This is a genomic window from Janthinobacterium longum, assembly GCF_051380735.1.
GTDB lineage: Bacteria > Pseudomonadota > Gammaproteobacteria > Burkholderiales > Burkholderiaceae_D > Janthinobacterium.
This window is the reverse complement of sequence record NZ_JBNYXQ010000011.1, coordinates 25,367-44,506: the sequence shown is the minus strand read 5'-3', so window position 1 is coordinate 44,506 and position 19,140 is coordinate 25,367. Positions and strand designations below refer to the sequence as shown.

The 19,140-nt window shown below is 62.6% G+C and carries 18 protein-coding genes; 3 read left to right on the top strand and 15 right to left on the bottom strand.

From position 1 onward, the window contains the following. The first annotated feature begins 27 nt into the window (after positions 1-27). Positions 28-636 carry a hypothetical protein gene (locus tag ACQ4WM_RS21750; RefSeq protein WP_436548737.1) on the top strand — a complete coding sequence of 203 codons (609 nt, stop codon included), beginning with the start codon at positions 28-30 and terminating at the stop codon, positions 634-636. Positions 637-798: 162 nt separating this feature from the next. Here ACQ4WM_RS21750 and mmsB read toward each other — a convergent pair whose 3' ends face one another. Genes mmsB through ACQ4WM_RS21725 form a run of 5 tightly spaced genes read right to left on the bottom strand, consistent with a single transcriptional unit; the run spans position 799 to position 6,313 of the window. After that, on the bottom strand, positions 799-1,701 hold the full coding sequence (gene mmsB, locus ACQ4WM_RS21745) for a 3-hydroxyisobutyrate dehydrogenase (RefSeq protein WP_436548736.1): 903 nt from the start codon (positions 1,699-1,701) through the stop codon (positions 799-801). Between the two features lie 27 nt (positions 1,702-1,728). Then, positions 1,729-2,859: an enoyl-CoA hydratase/isomerase family protein gene (locus ACQ4WM_RS21740; RefSeq protein WP_436548735.1), complete on the bottom strand. Its 1,131-nt coding sequence runs from the start codon at positions 2,857-2,859 to the stop codon at positions 1,729-1,731. Next, entirely contained in the window at positions 2,852-3,637 is a 786-nt protein-coding gene (locus ACQ4WM_RS21735) for an enoyl-CoA hydratase (protein ID WP_436548734.1), read from the bottom strand. The genes ACQ4WM_RS21740 and ACQ4WM_RS21735 overlap by 8 nt, the downstream gene beginning before the upstream one ends. After that, positions 3,634-4,794 (bottom strand): acyl-CoA dehydrogenase family protein, encoded by a 1,161-nt coding sequence (locus ACQ4WM_RS21730; RefSeq protein WP_436548733.1) that lies wholly within the window; start codon positions 4,792-4,794, stop codon positions 3,634-3,636. Before ACQ4WM_RS21730 ends, ACQ4WM_RS21735 begins: the two co-directional genes overlap by 4 nt. Positions 4,795-4,804: 10 nt before the next feature. Continuing rightward, positions 4,805-6,313, bottom strand: a complete 1,509-nt coding sequence (locus ACQ4WM_RS21725; RefSeq protein ID WP_436548732.1) for a CoA-acylating methylmalonate-semialdehyde dehydrogenase — start codon at positions 6,311-6,313, stop codon at positions 4,805-4,807. A gap of 148 nt (positions 6,314-6,461) precedes the next feature. Here ACQ4WM_RS21725 and ACQ4WM_RS21720 point away from each other — a divergent pair, with 148 nt between their 5' ends. Further along, positions 6,462-7,853, top strand: a complete 1,392-nt coding sequence (locus ACQ4WM_RS21720) for a short-chain fatty acyl-CoA regulator family protein (RefSeq protein WP_436548731.1) — start codon at positions 6,462-6,464, stop codon at positions 7,851-7,853. On the opposite strand, the gene ACQ4WM_RS21715 is transcribed toward ACQ4WM_RS21720, so the two are convergent. From ACQ4WM_RS21715 to ACQ4WM_RS21685, 7 genes are read right to left on the bottom strand one after another with little or no spacing between them, the layout of a single operon-like run. Next, the gene (locus ACQ4WM_RS21715) at positions 7,854-8,909 is read right to left on the bottom strand and encodes an adenosine deaminase family protein (RefSeq protein ID WP_436548730.1); all 1,056 of its coding nucleotides are present in this window, start codon (positions 8,907-8,909) and stop codon (positions 7,854-7,856) included. A gap of 24 nt (positions 8,910-8,933) precedes the next feature. After that, positions 8,934-9,878 carry a nucleoside hydrolase gene (locus ACQ4WM_RS21710; protein ID WP_436548729.1) on the bottom strand — a complete coding sequence of 315 codons (945 nt, stop codon included), beginning with the start codon at positions 9,876-9,878 and terminating at the stop codon, positions 8,934-8,936. Between the two features lie 11 nt (positions 9,879-9,889). Continuing rightward, a complete protein-coding gene (locus ACQ4WM_RS21705; protein ID WP_436548728.1) occupies positions 9,890-10,921 on the bottom strand; it encodes an ABC transporter ATP-binding protein in 1,032 nt (343 codons plus the stop codon). An 11-nt stretch (positions 10,922-10,932) separates the two neighbouring features. Continuing rightward, the gene (locus ACQ4WM_RS21700) at positions 10,933-11,712 is read right to left on the bottom strand and encodes an ABC transporter permease (protein ID WP_436548727.1); all 780 of its coding nucleotides are present in this window, start codon (positions 11,710-11,712) and stop codon (positions 10,933-10,935) included. Further along, positions 11,709-12,572, bottom strand: coding sequence for an ABC transporter permease (locus ACQ4WM_RS21695; protein WP_436548726.1), 864 nt, complete (start codon positions 12,570-12,572; stop codon positions 11,709-11,711). Before ACQ4WM_RS21695 ends, ACQ4WM_RS21700 begins: the two co-directional genes overlap by 4 nt. After that, a complete protein-coding gene (locus ACQ4WM_RS21690; RefSeq protein ID WP_436548725.1) occupies positions 12,548-13,570 on the bottom strand; it encodes an ABC transporter substrate-binding protein in 1,023 nt (340 codons plus the stop codon). Before ACQ4WM_RS21690 ends, ACQ4WM_RS21695 begins: the two co-directional genes overlap by 25 nt. Positions 13,571-13,626: 56 nt before the next feature. Further along, a complete protein-coding gene (locus tag ACQ4WM_RS21685) occupies positions 13,627-14,742 on the bottom strand; it encodes a porin (protein WP_436548724.1) in 1,116 nt (371 codons plus the stop codon). 180 nt (positions 14,743-14,922) lie between these two features. Between ACQ4WM_RS21685 and ACQ4WM_RS21680 the strand changes: the two genes are divergently transcribed. Further along, positions 14,923-15,840 carry a LysR family transcriptional regulator gene (locus tag ACQ4WM_RS21680; protein WP_436548723.1) on the top strand — a complete coding sequence of 306 codons (918 nt, stop codon included), beginning with the start codon at positions 14,923-14,925 and terminating at the stop codon, positions 15,838-15,840. Here the strand turns inward: ACQ4WM_RS21680 and rsmA are convergent, their stop codons facing one another. Genes rsmA through ACQ4WM_RS21665 form a run of 3 tightly spaced genes read right to left on the bottom strand, consistent with a single transcriptional unit; the run spans position 15,841 to position 19,101 of the window. Beyond that, a complete protein-coding gene (gene rsmA, locus ACQ4WM_RS21675) occupies positions 15,841-16,620 on the bottom strand; it encodes a 16S rRNA (adenine(1518)-N(6)/adenine(1519)-N(6))-dimethyltransferase RsmA (RefSeq protein WP_436548722.1) in 780 nt (259 codons plus the stop codon). Between the two features lie 49 nt (positions 16,621-16,669). Further along, a complete protein-coding gene (gene pdxA / locus ACQ4WM_RS21670; protein WP_436548721.1) occupies positions 16,670-17,713 on the bottom strand; it encodes a 4-hydroxythreonine-4-phosphate dehydrogenase PdxA in 1,044 nt (347 codons plus the stop codon). After that, entirely contained in the window at positions 17,713-19,101 is a 1,389-nt protein-coding gene (locus tag ACQ4WM_RS21665; protein WP_436548720.1) for a peptidylprolyl isomerase, read from the bottom strand. The genes pdxA and ACQ4WM_RS21665 overlap by 1 nt, the downstream gene beginning before the upstream one ends. Positions 19,102-19,140 lie beyond the last annotated feature (39 nt).

Here is a 19,140-nt window from a genome sequence, read left to right as displayed (position 1 = left end):
TCCGTGAACACCATTTTGGAGAAATACATGAAGTCATCCTGCCTGCGCCCTCTCGCCGCGCTGTTGCTCACCGTCGGCCTGGCGGCCTGCGGCGGCAAGGCCTCATACGATGTATCGGGCACCATTTCGGGCCTCAGCAATGCCGGCCTGGTGCTGGCCAACGGCAGCGACACCGTCTCGCCGGCCGTCGGCGCCACGACGTTTACTTTTCCCAAGCGCATAGACTACGGCACCAACTACACCATCACGGTGAAAACGCCGCCGGCCCACATGAATTGCAGCGTATCGGGCGGCACCGGCTCGGCAGGGCTGTATGTCAGCATTCAAGCCGCTGTCAGCTGCCAGCAAAATGCCTATACGGTCGGCGGCACCATCACAGGCCAGACGGTTGACGGCCTGGTACTGGGCAATGGCAGCACCGCCACGCCGCTGACGGTAGCCAAGGCAACGGCCACCTTTGTCATGCCGGATCTGGTGGCAGACGGCAATTCCTACGGTATCAGTGTACTGGCAAATCCGACAGGACAAACTTGCTCGGTGGCTACCAATCCGTCGACCGGCTTGTCGACTGGCGTAGGCATCATGGGCGAGGCAAAGGTCGAGAGCGTCAGTATCGTTTGCACCACGAACCCCTGAGCATCAGTTTACAACTTGGATATCACCAATTCATATATTTGATATTTGAAAGATAAATTGGCGTTATATGTGGCGATGCAGCATACTGCATCTGTCTCCTCCAACTCTTCCAAGAATTGGATTTAGCCCGCTTTCACCAGCGGGCTTTTTTTTGTCCAGAAATCAGGCAGGCTTGCTTGGCTCAGCGCTGAACATCTGCACGATGCTGGAAAAATCCTGGCCGCCATGGCCGGCCTGCGCATGCAACTGGTACAACTGGCGCACCAGACCACCCAAGGGCGTGGCAGCATTGACCGACAGGCTCGCTTGCTGGGCCAGCCCCAGGTCTTTCAGCATCAGCGCCGTGCCGAAGCCGCCGCTGTAATTGCGTGACGCGGGCGCCGTTTCCATCACGCCAGGCCATGGGTTGTACACTTCCAGGGTCCAGTTGCGGCCCGAACTCTTGGCCATGATGTCGGACAGCACGGCTGGATCGAGCCCGTGCGCCACGCCCAGGTTCAGGGCTTCAGCCGTGCCCGCCATCAGGATACCCAGCAGCATGTTGTTGCAAATCTTCGCCACCTGGCCGGCGCCCGCCGCGCCCGCATGGAAGATATTCTTGCCCATCTTTTCCAGCAGTGGCCGCGCGCGCTGCAAGGCATCGAGCTCGCCACCGACGATAAAGGTCAGCGTGCCGGCCTGCGCACCAGCCGTGCCGCCGGAGACAGGCGCGTCAAGCATGGCGAAACCGCGCGCGCTGGCCGCCTGCGCCACCTGGCGCGCCACCTCGGCGGCGATCGTGCTGCAGTCGATCAGCAAGGCGCCCGGCTTGGCCGAATCGAGCACGCCACCGTCGGCCAGGTACAGCTCCTGCACATGCTTGTTGGCCGGCAGCATGGTAATGACGGCATCGGCCGCCTGCACCGCCGCGCTGGCCGATTGCGCCGCCGTGGCGCCCGCCTCGACCAGTGCGGCGACCGCTTGCGGCGCCAGATCGAATACCGATACATGAAAGCCGGCCGCAACCAGGTTGCGCGCCATCGGCGCGCCCATATTGCCCAAGCCGATAAATGCGATATGTTGCATGGTGTCTCCTCTTGTTTTATGTCTGTTTTATGCCAGGTCGACCAGCGGGTGCTGTGACCAAGGCGCCTGGAAATATTCGTTCAGGTAGCGCTCATCGAGTTCGTTCAGGCTGGCGGGCTGCCATTGCGGCGCATTGTCCTTGTCGATCAACAAGGCGCGCACGCCTTCGGCAAAATCAGGATGGGCGCAGCACTGCACCGCCACCACCAGTTCCAGTTGAAATACCTGCGCCAGGCTCAAATGACGCGTGCGCTCGCGCATGGCCCACACCAGGGCGGCCGAACTCGGCGCGCCTCTGGCCAGCGAATGAGCCGCCTTTTGCAACCAGGCGGACTGGCCATCATAGGCGGCAATCGCCGCCACCACTTCCGGCAAGGTCGGCGCCTGCGTCAGAGCGGCGATGGCATCGAAATTGGCGCGCACTGGTGACTCGGGCAACAGCGCGACGGCAGATGCCAGGGCGCGCAGCAAGCGGTCGAGCTGCTGGTGATTCGCTTGCGCTTCAGGCTGCCACTGTGCCAGCGCCAGCGCATCGAGCACCATGGCACGCGCCTCCTGCTGCATGAAATAATCGCCCAGGCCAACGAACAGCGCGTCGGCCGCATTCATCGGTGCGCCCGTCAGCCCCAGGAACAGGCCGCTCCGCCCCGGCATGCGGCCCAGGAACCAACTGCCGCCCACGTCGGGGAACAGGCCGATGGTAATTTCCGGCATGGCGATGCGCGTGCTTTCCGTCACCACACGGTGACTGGCACCCGCCATCAGGCCCAAGCCGCCGCCCATGACGATGCCGCCGCCCCACACCAGCAGCGGTTTCGCGTAGGTATGGATACGATAGTCGAGCCGGTACTCTTCGGCAAAGAAGGCCAGCGCCTGGGGATTGGGCACCACGCCAGGCTGGCCCACCACGGCCGTACGCAGGCTGCGCACGTCGCCACCGGCGCAAAACGCCTTGTCGGTCGACGACTGCAGCACCACGCAGGCAATGCTGGCGTCATCCGCCCAGGCGACCAAGGCGCCATCGATGGCCCGTATCATCTCCAGCGTCAAGGCATGCAAGGACTTCGGTGCGTCGAGCGTGATGATGCCCAGCTTCATGCCACCGGGGCAGGCGCGCTCATCAATCTTGACGGTATCAACCAAGGTGGAGTCATTCATTGCGCCACTCCGCCGTGCGTTTCTCCAGGAAAGCCTGCACGCCCTCTTTCTGGTCCTGCGTCTCGAACAGGCCCAGGAACAGGGTGCGTTCGTCCGGCAGCGACTGCGTCAAAGGCTTGCCGCGCGCGCCCTGGATCAGCGACTTGGAGGCTGCCACGCTGCCTGGACTCTGCCGCGCCACCCTGGCGGCCAGCGCCAGCGCGGTGGACAAAGCCTGGCCGGTCGGCACGACTTCCTCGACCAGGCCGATCGACAAGGCCCTGGCAGCATCAACCCGTTCGCCACATAAAATCATGCGCTTGGCCCAGCCTTCGCCGACCAGCCACGGCAAGAGCTGCGTGCCGCCCGCACACGGCAACAGGCCGACCGACGCTTCCGGCAAGGCCATTTGCGCATGCTCTTCGGCAATGCGGATATCGCAGGCCAGCGCGCATTCGAGCCCGCCACCCATCGCATAGCCGTTGATGGCAGCGATACTGACGCCACGAAATGCCGACAAGGCTTCGAATGCCTCGCCAAACGCGGCCGCCATATTGAAAGCCATGTCCTTGTCGCCGTCGGCAAACAGCTTCAGATCGGCGCCGGCCGAAAAAAACTTGGCGCCGCCGCCGGTGATCACCAGCGCGTAGACAGAGTTGTCCGCGTTCAGGTCGGCCACCAGCTCCTTGAGCGCGCCCAGGCTGGCCAGGGTCCAGGTATGGGCCGGCGGATTGTCCAGGGTGATTTGCACCGTATGGTCATGGCGTTCGACTATTAAATTGCTGTAGATTTTGCTCATCGTAAGTTCTCCGTGGCGCCGTCTTTCAGGATCGCTCGCGCGATAATCAGGCGCATGATTTCATTGGTCCCTTCCAGTATCTGGTGTACCCGTGTGTCGCGCACATGGCGCTCGAGTGGATACTCGCGTATATAGCCGTAGCCGCCGTGCAATTGCAACGCTTCGTTGCACACATTGAAACCGATATCGGTGGCAAAGCGCTTGGCCATGGCGCAGTAGGCGGAGGCATCAGGACTTTGCCGGTCCAGCTTCCAGGCGGCCAGGCGCACCATCTGGCGCGCTGCCACCAGTTCGGTCAGCATGTCGGCCAGCTTGAATTGCAGCGCCTGGAACTGGGCCAGCTCGCGGCCGAACTGCTTGCGCTCCTGCATGTAAGCTTGCGCGCGCGTCAGGGCAGCCTGCGCCGTGCCCACCGAGCACACGGCAATATTGATGCGCCCGCCATCGATGCCCTTCATGGCAATGCTGAAACCTTCGCCCTCCACGCCCAGCAGGTTGGCCGCCGGCACGCGCACCTGGTCAAAACTGATAATGCGCGTGGGCTGGCTGTTCCAGCCCATTTTTTCTTCCTTCTTGCCGTAACTGATGCCAGGCAGGTCAGCCGGCACGGCAAACGCGGAAATACCGCCTGCGCCTTCGCCACCGGTTCTTGCCATGACGATCAGCATCTGCGTCTGGCCGGCGCCGGAAATAAAGGCTTTCGCGCCGTCCAGCACATAATGGTCGCCATCCCTGACCGCCCTGGTGCGCAGGGAGGCCGCGTCGGACCCCGACTGCGGCTCCGTCAGGCAATAGCTGGCCAGCTTCTGGCCCGCCGCCAGCGCCGGCACCCACTCGTCGCACAAGGCTTCCTGCCCCCAGTGCGACAGCATCCAGGTGGCCATATTGTGGATCGTGATATACGCCGTGGTCGAGGTGCAGCCGCCGGCCAGCTCCTCGAAGACGATGGCTGCATCCTGGCGCGAGAGGCCCAGGCCGCCCCAGCGCTGCGGCGTGTACAGGCCGCAAAAGCCCATTTCGCCGGCCCTGGCGATGGTCTCGACGGGGAAAATCGATGCTGCATCCCAGTGCGCTGCGTGCGGCGCCAGTTCGCCGGCGGCAAACGCGCGCGCGGCGTCCTGGAACTCGCGCTGCTCGTCGCTCAGTTCAAAGTCCATGGAGCGCTCCTTACTTGAGGCTGATGGTGGTATTGACCTTGCCCACCGAGGCCGAGTCCGTGAACCAGCGCTGGGTAATCGTCTGCGTCTGCGTGTAGAACAGCACCACCTGCTTGCCGAACGGGCCCAGGTCGCCCAGCTTGGAGCCGCGCGAACCGGTAAAGCTGAACAGCGGCACCGGCACGGGAATCGGCACATTGATGCCCACTTGCCCGACGTCGATTTCTTCCTGGAAGTAGCGCGCCGCCGCGCCGCTCTGGGTAAACAGCGCCGTGCCATTGCCGTTCGGGTTGCTGTTGACCAGTTCGATCGCTTCGTCGAGGGTGTCGACTTCCACCACGATCAGCACCGGGCCAAAGATTTCCTGGTCATACACGACCATGCCCGGCTTTACGCCGGACAAAATGGTCGGCCCCACGAAGTTACCGTTCGGATAGCCATCAACCTTGACGTCGCGCCCGTCCAGGGTCAATGTGGCGCCCTCTTCGACGCCTTTGGCGATCAGGCCGAAAACGCGCTCTTTTGCCGCGCACGAGATCACGGGGCCGAGGTCAGGATTATCCTTGCCGGCGCCGACCGTCAGGGTCCGCGCCTTGGCGGACAATTCAGGCAGCCAGTCGCGCGCTTCGCCCACCAGCACCGCAACGGACGCCGCCATGCAGCGCTGGCCGGCCGCACCGAAGCCGGCGCCCAGCAACTGGTTCAGGGTTTGCTCCTTGTTGGCGTCCGGCAGCACCACCGCGTGGTTCTTGGCGCCCATCATGCACTGCGCGCGCTTGCCGGCCAGGCTGGCGCGCTGGTACACATGGGTGCCGACCTTGCTGGAACCGACAAACGAAATCGCCTTGATGTCGCGGTGGTCGCACAGGGCGTTGACCACGTCCTCGCCGCCATGGATCACGTTCAGCACGCCAGCCGGGATGCCCGCCTGCAAGGCCAGGCGCACCAGTTTTTCCGTCACCAGCGGGTCCTGCTCGGACGGTTTCAGCACGAACGTATTGCCGCAGGCGATCGCCATCGGAAACATCCACAGCGGGATCATGGCGGGAAAGTTGAATGGCGTGATGCCGGCGCACACGCCGAGCGGCTGCAGCACGCTGTAGGTATCGACGCCGCCGGCCACATTCTGCGCATACTCGCCCATCTGCAGAGTACCGATATTGGCCGCGTGCTCCACCACTTCCAGGCCACGGAACACATCGCCTTCCGCGTCGAGCAGGGTCTTGCCCTGTTCCATGGTGAGGGTGGCGGCCAGGTCGGCCATGTTCTCGCGGATCAGTTGCTGCAGCTTCAAAAAGATGCGGGCGCGCGCGCCGATCGGTGTCTTGCGCCAGGTCTTGAAGGCGCGCTGGGCCGAGGCGATGGCAGCGTTGACTTCGTCCGGCGTGGCGAACGGCACGCGGGCCAGCACTTCCTGGGTAGCCGGGTTGACGACATCGCGCCAGACGGTGGTTTTTGACTCCACCCACTCGCCGTTGATGAGTAGTGGGACGGTTGGAACGGCAGTTTGATTGGTCACGCGGTCTCCTGGATTTTATGAAATAAGGTATTTGCATTATTCGCACAATGGCGGCGCCGTACAAGGCGTGAAAATGCGAGCATCTGCCAAGCCAGGTCTGTTAATCTGCGAAGATTGCAAATTTGCAGACTCCACAGGAGAACAAAACATGGCCAAGGTATTCATGGGCGTGCGCCTGCAGCGCCTGCGCGAGGAACGGCGCATGACACAGGCGGCACTAGCCAAGGCGCTGGGCATCTCGCCCAGCTATCTGAACCAGATGGAGCGCAACCAGCGCCCGCTGACGGTGCCGATTTTGTTGCGCATCGGCACCGTGCTGGGGGTCGATCCGCAGATATTTTCCGAGCATGACAGCGCCAGCCTGGTGGCCGACGTGCGCGATGTGTTCGGCGAATTGCCGGACGCGCCACCGACCTCGATGGTGGAACTGAAAATGCTGGTCGAGAACATGCCGGACCTGGCGCGCGCTATCTTGCTGTTGCAGCGGCGCTACCGCGTGATGGCGGAACGGGCCGATACCCTGGCCGCACGCCTGGACGATGGTAGCCGTGGCGACAGCACGCTGGCCATGGCGCCGTCGACCGATGAAGAAGTGCGCGAATACCTGAACCGGCACCAGAACTATATCGATGAGCTGGACCTGGCCGCCGAAGCGGTGGCCGGTGAACTCGATGGGCAGCTGCGCCCGCACGATGCGCTGCAGGCGCGCTTGCTGGAACGGCACGGCATCCGAGTGCAGTTGTCCGACGGCGACGCCGGCATGGTACGCAAGCACCGCTACGATGCGCAGCAAAAAATCCTGTGGCTGCCCGCTACCCTGACCGGTGGCCAGCGCGCGTTCCAGATGGCGGCGCAAATCAGCCTGCTCGAATATAGTAGCCTGATCGATGCGCTGGTGCTGGCGGCGCAGTTCTCAGGCGCCAGCGCGCAGAGCAGCGCGCGGCTGGCGTTGTCGAATTATTTTGCCGGCGCCCTGCTGATGCCCTACCAGCGCTTTTTGCAGGCGGCCGAAAGCCGTGCCTACGATATCGAGCGCCTCGCGCACCAGTTCGGCGTGGGCTTCGAGGCCGTCTGCCACCGCCTCAGTACCTTGCAGCGCCCGCAGGCGGCGGGCCTGCCGTTTTTCTTTGTGCGCGTCGACCGCGCCGGCAATGTCTCGAAGCGCCAGTCGGCCACCGATTTTCACTTTTCAAGGGTCGGCGGCACCTGCCCGCTGTGGATCGTCTACGACGCCTTCAGCCATCCGGGCCAGGTACTGACGCAAGTGGCCAGCATGCCCGACGGCTGCACGTATTTATGGATCGCGCGCCAGGTCAGCACCGGCGCGCCGGGTTTCAGGGCGCCCGGCAAGACCTTTGCGGTGGCGCTGGGCTGCGATATCTCGCAGGCGCACCGGCTGATTTATTCCAAGGGTCTCGACCTGCACGACCCGCAGGGCGCCACGCCGATCGGCACCGGCTGCAAGGTGTGCGAGCGGCAAAGCTGCCCGCAGCGGGCGTTTCCGTCGCTGCTGGCGCCCAGGCCCGCGCCATCGGCCTGACTATTTGGCCAGGCGCGCGCGCAATGCGTCAAACTGGGCGCAAAAGTCAAGCCGCCAGGCTGCGCGGGTGCGCTCGTCTATCCATGCCGCATCGAGGCCATTCAACATGAAACCGCGCATGTCGTCGATGCCGAAGCCGAACTCGCGCATCATCAGCCAGGCGCCGGTCGGCGTCACATGGTGCAGGGTCGGGTCGTCCGTATTCGGATGCAGTCTCAAGCCCAGCTGCGCCATCGCGCGGATCGGATGGTCGAGTGCCCAGCGCTCCGGGGCCAGCGTGCGCAGGTAGTAGGAATTGGTCGGCACCACGGTAAATACCAGTCCCCGCTCGGCGTAGCGGCGCGCCAGTTCCGGGTTGTCGACGATGGTGTAGCCATGGTCGATGCGGTCCACCCGCAAGCGATCGACGGCAGTGGCCACGTTCATCCACGGCATGCCGAATTCCCCAGCATGCGCGGTGCACCTGAAGCCGGCCTCGCGCGCGGCGCGGTAGGCTTGCAGGAACAGTTCGGGCGGACGCTCGTTTTCGCGGTAGTCGATGCCGATGCCGATCACTTCCGGCGCGCGATACGCTTTCATCCACTCCACCATCTGCACGGCTTCTTCGGGCGATGCTTCACGGTCGATGCTGGGGATCAGGCGGCCGATCACGCCAAAATCGCGTTCGGCGTCGCGGATCGCCGCCACGATGGCGTCCTGCGCCGCCTCATAGCGGATGCCCGACACGCGCACGGTGCCGGTCGGGTTCCAGAAAAACTCCGCGTAGCGCACGCCGTGGCCGTGCGCGTCTTCCAGGTATTCATACGTGAGGCAATACAGGTCGGCCGGCACCACAATCAGGTGCGCGTCAAGCGCACGCAGCACGCGCAGCACGCCCACCGGTTTCTCGCCACGCGTATAGAAGGCATCGATTTCCTCGGGCGTGACCACGTTATTCGTCTTGGCGGCCAGGTTGCGGAAGGTGGCCTGGCGCACGGTGCCGAACAAATGGCAATGCAGCTCCACCTTCGGGATGGCGCGGACAAACTGTTCGATGCTCAAAGCTGTAGAGGACATAAATCGTTTCGTGTAGAAGTGGGGTCAGGCCAGGATGCCGCACAAGCGTTGCATCAGCAGTTCAATCGCGGCCGGGCCGTCGGCCAGGTGCGCCACCTGGGTGTTGACGGGGGCGCGGCGCGGCACGCGGAACTCGCACACCGTCATGCCGCGCGTCAGCTCGCCACGCAATTCGATGGCGACATGGGCCGGCAGAAACTGGAACAAGTGCGGCGCTTCGAGGTACAGCGCCACCACCGGGTCGTACATCGGCATCGGCACGGAACCGTCGCTGCTGCGAATGCGCACATACGCCTCCAGGTAGCCGGCCAGCATGGTCGCGCGCGCAGTGCCGAGCGCGCGCAGGCGTTCGACTTCCACCTTGGTCACCAGCAGCTGGCGGCACAAATTTAAACCGAACATGCGCAGCGCGATGCCGGACCGGAACACCTGGTCAGCCGCCTCAGGATCGGCATAGATATTGAATTCAGCCGCCGCCGTATGGTTGCCCTGGTCGGTCGAGCCGCCCATCAGGATGATCTCGACGATCTTGCCGGCGATATCGGGTGCTTTTGCCAGCGCGGTGGCGATATTGGTCATCGGCGCAATCGCGATCAGGGTGATCTCGCCAGGGTGGGCGCGCACGGCGGCGATCAAGGCGTCGACCGCATGGCCTGCCGCATCGCTGGCAGCACTTGCGGGCAGTATCTCGCCGGTGGTCGGCATGCCGCTGTCGCCAAGGATGCGCTGCGCCGTTTCGATGGCGCCGGCCAGCGGCTGTTCGCAACCGCGGTAGATCGGCACTTGCAGGCCGTCATGCGCCTTGATGCGCAGCGCGTTGTCAAAGGTGATGTCGACCGGCGCATTGCCGCTCACGGTGCTCACGCCCAGCCAGTCGATGTCGGGATTGCTGCCCAATAGCAGCATGGTCAGCCAGTCGTCGAAGCCGGGGTCGGTGTCGAGCCAGATTTTTTTCACAGGTGTTTGCATGACGCGGTTCCTCACTCGGCCAGGCACAGCGCGCTGTCCGGCGGCAGCACGAACGACACGGCCGTGCCTTCGCGCCAGGCGGCGCCACCGGCTGCACAGATGCCCTTGACGGGGCCGAGCGGGGTTTGCAGCAGGTATTCGACGGTGTCGCCCAAAAAGCCGCGCGCCAGCACGGTGCCCGGATACTGGCCGGCGGCGTCACCGGCAGCGCCCACGCGCACCCGGTCAGGACGCCAGCCCAGCACCCTGGTGCCCGCTGCCACCGGCGCCGTATACGGCAGCTGGTTGCTGCCATGGTGCAGCGCGCCGTCGCGGTAGTCGAACAGGTTTTCAAAGCCCATGAAGTTGGCGACAAAGCGCGTCGACGGCGTGTTGAACACGGCTTCCGGCGCGGCCAGCTGCTCGATGCGGCCGCCGTTCATGACGACGATGCGGTCGGACAGCGCCAATGCTTCTTCCTGGTCGTGCGTGACGTACAGCATGGTGATGCCCAGTTCGCGCTGGATGCGGCGCAGCTCGGCGCGCATCTGCACGCGCAGCTTGGCGTCCAGGTTCGACAGCGGTTCGTCGAGCAGCAGCAGGGCCGGTTCGACCACGATGGCGCGTGCCAGCGCCACGCGCTGCTGCTGGCCACCCGACATCTGCGCCGGCAAACGGGTTTCAAAACCGTTCAACCCAACGGCGGCGATCACGGCTTCCACCCTGGTTTTCAGCTGCGCTTGGGTGACCTTGCGCAGGCGCAAACCAAAAGCGATATTGTCATGCACGTTCAGGTGCGGGAACAGCGCATACGACTGGAACACCATGCCGATATTGCGTTTGTTGGGCGCCAGCTTGCCGATCTCGCGCCCGTCCAGCACGATGCGGCCCGACTGCAACGGCATCAGGCCGGCGATCGCACGCATGGTGGTGGTCTTGCCGCAGCCGCTGGGGCCCAGCAGTGAAATCAGTTCGCCCTGCTCAACCTGCAGGTCCAGGTCTTTGACAGACGTTGTGTTCTTCGCGTAGCCGAGGTTCAGCTTGTGCAGTTCCAGATAACTCATGATGGTGTGCCTTACATGTATTTTGAAATGCCCAGGACCTTCTCGGTCACCATCACGAACGCCATGGTGAACAGCACCAGCAGGGTCGACAAGGCGGCGATCGAAGGATCGAAACTGTTTTCCATATGGCCCAGCATCTCGATCGGCAGGGTGCTGATACCGGGGCCGGTGAGGAACAGCGACACCGGCACCTGGTTGAACGAGGTGACAAAAGCAAGGAAGAAGGCGGCGATCACGGCGTTGCGGATATTCGGCAGCACGATCATGAAAAACGCGCGCAGGCGCGAGGCGCCCAGGGTGATGGCGGCGTCTTCGATATCGACCCGCAGGTTGACCAGGCTGGCATACACCACGCGCACCGAATACGGGATCAACAGCGCAATATGGCCGATCAAGAGGCCCGCATACACGGGCGCGTTAATCGTCAATACCAAGTGGTGCAGCAGGCCCAGGCCGACCAGGATGGCCGGAATGATCAAAGGAGAAGTGAGCACCTGGCGTATCACGCCGATGCCGGGCGGCGGCATGCGCGAAAACGCATACGCGACCGGGATGCCCAGCGCCAGCGCAATCACGGTGGATATCAGGCCAATCTCCAGGCTGGTCTGGAAGGCACGGCGGAACTCGGGCGCGGCCCACACTTCCAGGATCCAGCGCAGCGAGTACGATTCCGGCGGAAACGCCAGTGTTTCGCCGCCCGAAAAACCGGCCAGCAGCACGATGGCGAATGGCCCCAGCAAAAACAGCAACACCAGCCACAGCACCACGCGGGAAAAACAGCTTTCTTTCATACTGAACTCCGACTCGAAGAAATACGTTTAAGGCCGGCGTTGACAGCCAGGGTCATGGCGACCAGGATCACAGCGATCACATTGGCCGCGCCGAAATCGCTCTCCACGCTGACCTTCTGATACAGCAGGGTTTCCAGCATCAGCACCTTGGTGCCGCCGAGCAGGGCCGGCGTCACGTAGGCGGTCACGCAGCCCGTAAATACCAGCGTGCCGCCGACCACCAGGCCTTCCTGCGTCAGCGGCAGAGTAACCTTGCAAAACACCTGCCAAGGATTGGCGCCCAGGGTCGCCGCAGCCGGCTCCACATCGCGCGGCAGGTTTTCCAGCGCTCCGGCCAGCGACATCAGCATCAAGGGCAGCAGCAACTGCAGCAGGCCGACGAAGACGGCAAATTCGCTGAACAGCAAACGCAGCGGCTCGTCGGTGAAACCCATGTTGATCAGCGCCGCGTTGACGGCGCCGTTGCGGCCCAGCAGCACGATCCAGGCATAGGTGCGGGCGATCGGCGAGACCATCAGCGGCAAAATCATCATGCCGACCACCAGCCCGCGCCACTTCGGCGACACGCGCGCCACGGCCTGCGCGGCCGGGTAGCCGAGGATGATAGCGGCCAGGGTCACCATGGCGGCGATGCGCAGGGTGCGCCAGAAGATGGTGCGGTTGAATTCTTGCGAGAAGAAGTCGACGAAGCGGTCGACGCCCCACTGCATGCCGTCGCCGACGCGGAAGGCGTCGACCAGCAGCGCCAGTACCGGCAGCAGGAAGCAGACGACGATAAAAATCAGCGCCGGCAGCACCAGCAGCAGGCCGGTGCGTTTTTTCGGATCAGCAAACTTCACTTGCTCATGGCCTTGTTCCACTGCTCCATCCAGCTGGACCGCTGCTTGAGGACGACGGACGGCTTGACGAATTTCAACGAATTGATCTGGTCCTGGCCATAGGTATTGAACTGCGCGGCGGCCACCGACAGGCGCACCTCCTTGTTCGTTGGCGAGTCGACCAGGTTGGTCGCCAGCTGGGTCTGCACTTCCTTGGACAGCCAGAAATCCATCAGCTGATAAGCCAGGTCCGCGTTCTTCGAGCCGGCGACAATGCCCATCACGTTCATGCCGGCCGCCTGGCCTTCGGCCGGGATGCTCCATTTCAGCGGCAGGCCCGTCTTGAGCATTTGCGACCAGGTAAAGCGCGCCACCGGGGCGGCCCAGATTTCATCCTGGGCAAACAGCGCGGCCAGCTGGGCGCTGTTTTTCGAGAACGTCACCACATTGCCTTTCAGGCCGACGATTTTCGCAAAGCCGGTCGCATAGTCATCGGTCTTGCCGCCCCAGGCCGCATCGGCCATGCGCAGCATCAGCGGGCCTTGCGTGGTGCTGACGTCAGGCAAGGCCACGCGGCCCTTCAGTTCGGGGCGCCACAGGTCCTTCCAGGACGTCAGCGGGGCGATCTTGTCGGTGCGGTACACCAGGCCCACCGAGTACAGCGTATAGCCGACGGCGAAATTGCCACCGATCGGGTTTTTCGCCGCGTCGTACAGCTGGCCGTAATTCTTCAGTTTTGCATAATCCATCGGCTGGATCACGCCCTTCTGTGCAGCTTCCAGCATGCCGGAGTCCGACAGCAACACCAGGTCGATCGCCGGGTTGTTGCGGTGGACCACCAGCTTGGCGATGCGGTCGGCATTGTTCCCCGTTTCCACCTTGATGTCGCAACCGCATTTGGCCTTGAACGGCTCGTACACATATTTCATGAACAAGGGCTGGGCAATCGGATAGGCCGAAATGACCAGCTCGCGTTTTTCCGCGTGGGCGGCATTGGCCAGCAAACCAAGGCCGAGGGCCAGCAAGAGGGACTTTTTCAAGATGCTTCCTTTCAGGGACGGCGCTGGCGGGCAGCGCCGTAAAGGTGAGACAGAGGTCAGAAATAATGGCGCATACCAAGGATCAGCACGCTTTGCGTCTTGCCGGACGAGGCGCCGAAGCCGAACACCCGTGCGAACGTCGCGTCGCCAGCCGCCTTCTGGTAGCTCCAGGTGATGGCCACGTCGGTGCGCCTGGACAAGAAGTAATCGGCCTGGAAGTTCACCTGATGCCACTTCGGCGTCTTGTTGATCACGTCGTATTTGCCGGTGGTATAGAAATACGAGGCGCCCAGGTTCAACGCTTCCGTCAGCTTGTGGTTCAGGTTCAGGTCCACGTTCTGCAAGGTCAGATTGCTCTGGTCCATATAGTGATAGCGCACGTTGGTGTACAACGCGCCGAACTTGGTCTTGCCCACATTATAGAAGCCGCCCGTGCCGGCGATGGCCTGGCTGTCCACGCCCACGCCTTTGACCGCGCTCTTGTTAAAGATCAGCAAGGAGCTGCCATAGTCGTTGCCGATGGCGCCGTTCGGTGACTCGGCCGCGTTCGGATGGTCGAGCTTTGAATACGCCAGCGCCCAGCTGAAAGCGTCGGCCTTGTACTGCGCACCGGCGCTGTAGACGCGGTTACGGCTGGAACTTTCCGGATTTTCGCTGAAGCCGTACAGGCCGGTGAAGGCAAAGTTGCTGATGGTCGGGCTGACATACTTGACGGCGTTTTGCACGCGCAGGTTGTTGTAGCCATTGTCGTTGTCGCCGATATGCACGCCGTTACTGGCGATCACCACCGGGCCCAGCAAATCCTTGATGGCTTCGTACTGGCGGCCCAGGGTCAGGGTACCCTTGTCGTTGCTGGACAAGCCGACATACGACTGGCGCCCGAACAATCGTCCGCTTTGCGCGGCCGTGCCCGTCATCACGTTAAAACCATTTTCCAGCACGAACAGCGCCTTGTTGCCATCACCCAGGTCTTCCTGGCCGCGAAAGCCGATGCGCGGATTCTGGTTGGTGCCGCTCAGCGCATGCGTCAGGTTACGGCCATTTTCATCCGAGGTGTAACCGATGCCGGCCGAGAGCAGGCCATACACCTGCACGCTGCTTTGCGCCTGCGCCACGCCCTGCGCCGCCAGCAAGCCACCCACCACCATCGTTCCCGTCATCCATTTGTTCATCGCCGCCGCCCTGTTCAAGTTATCCGCTGAATTGTTGTTCTGAATTTCTTATTTTGATGTCCGTTTGCAGGAATTATTGCCTCCATAGCAAGAGAAGACCAGTTCAGAATATGGTAAATTGCGGGATAAGAAAATTTGTTTATTTTTATAAATCCATTACTTTTTTTGATAAACAAATCCATGCATGAGCTGAACAAGAAAATTTCCTTACGTCATTTACAAGCTTTTGCCACGCTAGCCCGTGTAAACAGCTTCAGCAAGGCTGCACAGGAATTGTGCGTGACCCAGCCGGCGCTGAGCGCCTCGATCAAGCTGCTGGAAAATCAGCTGGGCAACAAGTTGTTTAACCGCACAACCCACCAGCTGGAACTGACGCGCGAAGGCAGGCTGGCGCTCGATTACACCATCCATTTATTGAATACGGCCAGCAATACCTTTGCCGATATCCAGCGCGCCATCGGCAGCGGACGGCACCGCATCCGCATCGGTGCGATCCCGTCGGCGATGGCGATGACGGCGGTGGTAGTGGCACGCTACACCGAAGAGCATGGCGATGAAGTGGAAATCATGTTGTCCGACATGCCCAACGACGGCTTGCTGCAGGCGCTGCATTCGGGCCAGCTCGACTTTTGTGTCGGCATCGAAGTGCCGGGTGCGGTCTCGCTGGAAACGGTCGGCCTGTTCGAGGACGAGCTGGTGCTGGTGACGGCGCGCAGCCATGCGCTGTCGGCGCTGCAGGAGGTGCGCTGGGATCAGTTGTCGGGACAGGAAATTGTGGTGTTCACCAAAGGCAGCATCTGGGAGTTCGCCTCGAGCGCGCTGCGCCAGCATGGCTTGCACCCGTCGTCCCTGTACCAGATGGTGCACAGCGAGTCCCTGTATGGCGTGGTGCGCGCCGGCATCGCCGTGGGCGTCATGCCCAGCTTGTACACGACGTTTCTCAACGACGACGACCTGCACGTGGCGCCACTGCGCCAGCCCACCTGCAAACGCAAGATCGCGCTGATGCGGCGCAATGAAATCAGCCGCAACCACCATGTCGATCACTGCTTTCTGGCGTTGAAACAGGATCTGAAGCAGGTCGATCAGTGGTTTTGATCAGACCGGCGCTTTCAGCAAATTCGCCAGCGCAACGTATTGCTCCAGCCCCACGGTTTCCGGACGCTTGGTGGGATCAATACCGGCGGCGACAATCTGCTGTTCCGTAAACATCCCGGCCAGGCAGTTGCGTATCACCTTGCGGCGCTGCGAAAACGCCTTCATGACCACCGCTTCCAGGGTTTCCTGGTCGCAGGGCAGACGTTGTTCAACGGGAATCATGCGCACGATGGCGGACTCGACCTTCGGCGGCGGATCGAAGGCCGTCGGCGGCACGATAAACAGCAGCGACATTTTGTAACGCCATTGCAGCATCACCGACAGGCGGCCATAGGCCTTGCTGCCCGGCTCGGCCACCATACGCTCGACCACTTCCTTTTGCAGCATGAAATGCTGATCCAGCACCAGCGGCGCGAAGTCCGCCAGGTGGAACAGCAGCGGGCTGGAGATGTTGTACGGCAAGTTGCCGACGATGCGCAGCTTCTGGCCGGCGGGCACGGGGATCTGCGCGAAATCGAATTTCAGCGCGTCACCCGAATGGATCGTCAGCTTGGCAGGATTGAAGGTTTTTTCCAGGCGCACGATCAGGTCGCGGTCCAGTTCCACCACATGCATCTGCTTCAGGTGGCGCAGCAGCTGCTCCGTCATCGCACCCAGGCCCGGGCCGATTTCGACCATGGCGTCGTCCGGCTGCGGCGCGATGGCGGCCGTGATGTCGTCGAGGACGAAGCGGTCATGCAGGAAATTCTGGCCAAAGCGTTTGCGGGCAACGTGTTTCATATGCGGTTTTCTATAGATGCGATCAAGCGGGGTGGTACGAAAAGTAAAGTCAGCTGGCACTGGCCAGCAGCATCTCGCGCGCCGTGCGCAAGGCTTGCTGCATGCTGGAGCAGTCGGCCAGGCCCAGGCCCTGCGCGGCCACGTCCAGCGCCGTGCCATGGTCGACCGAGGTACGGATCAGTGGCAGGCCCAGGGTGACGTTGATGCCGCGGCCAAAGGTGGCGTATTTCAATACCGGCAAACCCTGGTCGTGGTACATGGCCAGCACGCAATCGGCATCGTCCAGGTATTTTTGCTGGAACAGGGTATCGGCCGGATACGGGCCTCGCGCATCGATGCCGCGCGCTTGCGCTGCGGCAATCGCGGGGGCGATCACATCGATCTCCTCGCGCCCCAGGTAGCCACCTTCGCCCGCATGCGGGTTCAGGCCGGTGACCAGGATGCGCGGCGCGGCGATGCCGAATTTGTTGCGCAGGTCGGCATCGATGATGTCGAGCGTGGTCGCCAGGCCGTCCAGCGTGATGGCGGCCGGCACGTCTTTTAACGGCAGGTGCGTGGTGGCCAGCGCCACGCGCAGCACAGGCTGGCCGTGGCCAGGGTCGCCGGCCAGCATCATCACCACCTGCCGGGTGGCCGTCTTGCCAGCCAGGTATTCGGTGTGGCCGGTAAAGGCGATGCCGGCGTCATTGATCGTGCTTTTTTGCAAGGGCGCCGTCACCATGGCGCCAAACCAGCCGGCGTCGATGCCTTCGACGGCCGCATCGAGCGTGTCGAGCACGGCGCGGCCATTGTTCTTGTCGAGCACGCCGGGAATAACGTTATTGACGGTGGGAATATCGATCACCGCCAGGCGGCCGCTGCCGAAGTTCGGCAGGCCGCTGTTGCGCACCGCCTGCAGCGACAGCGCCGCCAGGCGGATCTCGGGGTCGATCAGGCTGGCGGTCAGTGCCAGGTAGGCCGCGTCGCCGAGCAGGATGCAGTTCGCTTCATGACGCATGGCCCAGGCCGCGCGGATCGATATCTCGGGGCCGACGCCGGCCGGTTCGCCACAGGTGATGGCGATGGCCGGGCGCGCTGGTGTGACTGTAGCCATTACTGGTCGTCAGGACGGAATTCGACGTAAGCACGGTCGCGCACTTCGCGCGCCCAGCTTTCCGTCGCTTCTTCCAGCTTGCGCTCGCGCAGGGCGTTACGGGCAGCGTTGCGTTGCTTCTCTTTCGAGACGTCATCGCTCTTGCGTTCCAGCACTTCGATCAGGTGGAAACCGAAGCTCGACTCGATCGGCTGGCTCACTTCGCCAGGTTTCAGGGCATTCATTGCCGTTTCAAATTCGGGCACGGTGTCGCCGGGATACAGCCAGCCCAGGTCGCCGCCCTTGGCCGCCGAACCATCGTTGGAAAACAAACGGGCCAGGTCTTCAAACTTGGCGGCCTTGTTGTCGAGGCGTTCTTTCAGCTCCAGCAGCTTGCGCTTGGCTTCTGCGGCCGACATGGTTGGCGTGACTTTCAGCAAGATATGGCGCGCATGCGTCTGCTGCACGGCGGCCACTGCCTGCGCTTCGGCCGCGCTGCGGCGGTCCACCAGCTTCAGGATATGGAAACCGGTGTTGCTTTTGATAATAGGCGTGATCTGGCCCGGTTTCAGCTTGAGCAGCTGCTCGGTAAACAGTGGCGGCAGGCGGTCGCTATTGCGCCAGCCGATCTCGCCGCCGCTCAGCGCATCGCTGGCGTCGGAATAGGTGGCGGCCATCTTGGCGAAATCGGCGCCGGTACGCAACTGGCGGCTCACTTCCTCGGCGCGTGCGCGGCGGGCGGCGATCTGTTCGGGCGTGGAATTTTCCGGAATGCGCACCAATATCTGCGACAGGTTCAGTTCGGCCTGTTCGCTGGCAGCGGCTTTTTCGGCAGCAAGGAAGTTGTCCACTTCGGAGTCCGAAATCTGGATCTTGGCGTCGACTTCATGTTCGCGCAGGCGCTGCATGATGATTTCGTCGCGGATTTCCTCGCGGAAGGTGGCAAATGGCGTGCCTTCCTTTTCCATCTGGTTGCGCAAGTCCTGGATGCTCATCTTCTGCTGTTCGGCAATGCGGCCGATGGCGCGGTCCAGCGTCTGGTCATCGACGCGCACGCCCATTTCCTTGGCCAGCTGCATCTGTGCGCGCTCGACGATCATGCGCTCCAGCAACTGGCGGCGCAGGTCGGCAGGGTCGGGCAAGGGCACGTTCTGCGCCTTCATGCGCTGTTCCACACTCTTGATGCGCGCTGCGACTTCATTGCGGGTGATCACATCGTCATTGACGACGACGGCGATCGAATCGATGGCCTTGCCGCTGCTGGACGCTGGCGGGGTAAAACCCTTGACCGGTGCGGGCTTGGTGGCGGCAGGCGCGGCAGCAGGCGCGGCCTGTTGCGCCCAGACACTACTGGTCGTGGCGCCGGACAGGGCGCACAACAGGACCGCGGCAATTTTGAGTTGGTGCATACTGGCATTACGCATAATGTGTAGAGCGCTCATGAGTTC

What these genes read in the sequence shown, in the direction of transcription:
- ACQ4WM_RS21705 (WP_436548728.1), bottom strand. Translation starts at nt 10,921, where the DNA reads ATGAGTTATCTGGAACTGCACAAGCTGAACCTCGGCTACGCGAAGAAC.
- ACQ4WM_RS21680 (WP_436548723.1), top strand. Translation starts at nt 14,923, where the DNA reads ATGCATGAGCTGAACAAGAAAATTTCCTTACGTCATTTACAAGCTTTT.
- ACQ4WM_RS21715 (WP_436548730.1), bottom strand. Translation starts at nt 8,909, where the DNA reads ATGTCCTCTACAGCTTTGAGCATCGAACAGTTTGTCCGCGCCATCCCG.
- ACQ4WM_RS21750 (WP_436548737.1), top strand. Translation starts at nt 28, where the DNA reads ATGAAGTCATCCTGCCTGCGCCCTCTCGCCGCGCTGTTGCTCACCGTC.
- ACQ4WM_RS21730 (WP_436548733.1), bottom strand. Translation starts at nt 4,794, where the DNA reads ATGGACTTTGAACTGAGCGACGAGCAGCGCGAGTTCCAGGACGCCGCG.
- ACQ4WM_RS21700 (WP_436548727.1), bottom strand. Translation starts at nt 11,712, where the DNA reads ATGAAAGAAAGCTGTTTTTCCCGCGTGGTGCTGTGGCTGGTGTTGCTG.
- ACQ4WM_RS21665 (WP_436548720.1), bottom strand. Translation starts at nt 19,101, where the DNA reads ATGCACCAACTCAAAATTGCCGCGGTCCTGTTGTGCGCCCTGTCCGGC.
- pdxA (WP_436548721.1), bottom strand. Translation starts at nt 17,713, where the DNA reads ATGGCTACAGTCACACCAGCGCGCCCGGCCATCGCCATCACCTGTGGC.
- ACQ4WM_RS21720 (WP_436548731.1), top strand. Translation starts at nt 6,462, where the DNA reads ATGGCCAAGGTATTCATGGGCGTGCGCCTGCAGCGCCTGCGCGAGGAA.
- ACQ4WM_RS21710 (WP_436548729.1), bottom strand. Translation starts at nt 9,878, where the DNA reads ATGCAAACACCTGTGAAAAAAATCTGGCTCGACACCGACCCCGGCTTC.
- ACQ4WM_RS21740 (WP_436548735.1), bottom strand. Translation starts at nt 2,859, where the DNA reads ATGAATGACTCCACCTTGGTTGATACCGTCAAGATTGATGAGCGCGCC.
- ACQ4WM_RS21685 (WP_436548724.1), bottom strand. Translation starts at nt 14,742, where the DNA reads ATGAACAAATGGATGACGGGAACGATGGTGGTGGGTGGCTTGCTGGCG.
- ACQ4WM_RS21735 (WP_436548734.1), bottom strand. Translation starts at nt 3,637, where the DNA reads ATGAGCAAAATCTACAGCAATTTAATAGTCGAACGCCATGACCATACG.
- rsmA (WP_436548722.1), bottom strand. Translation starts at nt 16,620, where the DNA reads ATGAAACACGTTGCCCGCAAACGCTTTGGCCAGAATTTCCTGCATGAC.
- mmsB (WP_436548736.1), bottom strand. Translation starts at nt 1,701, where the DNA reads ATGCAACATATCGCATTTATCGGCTTGGGCAATATGGGCGCGCCGATG.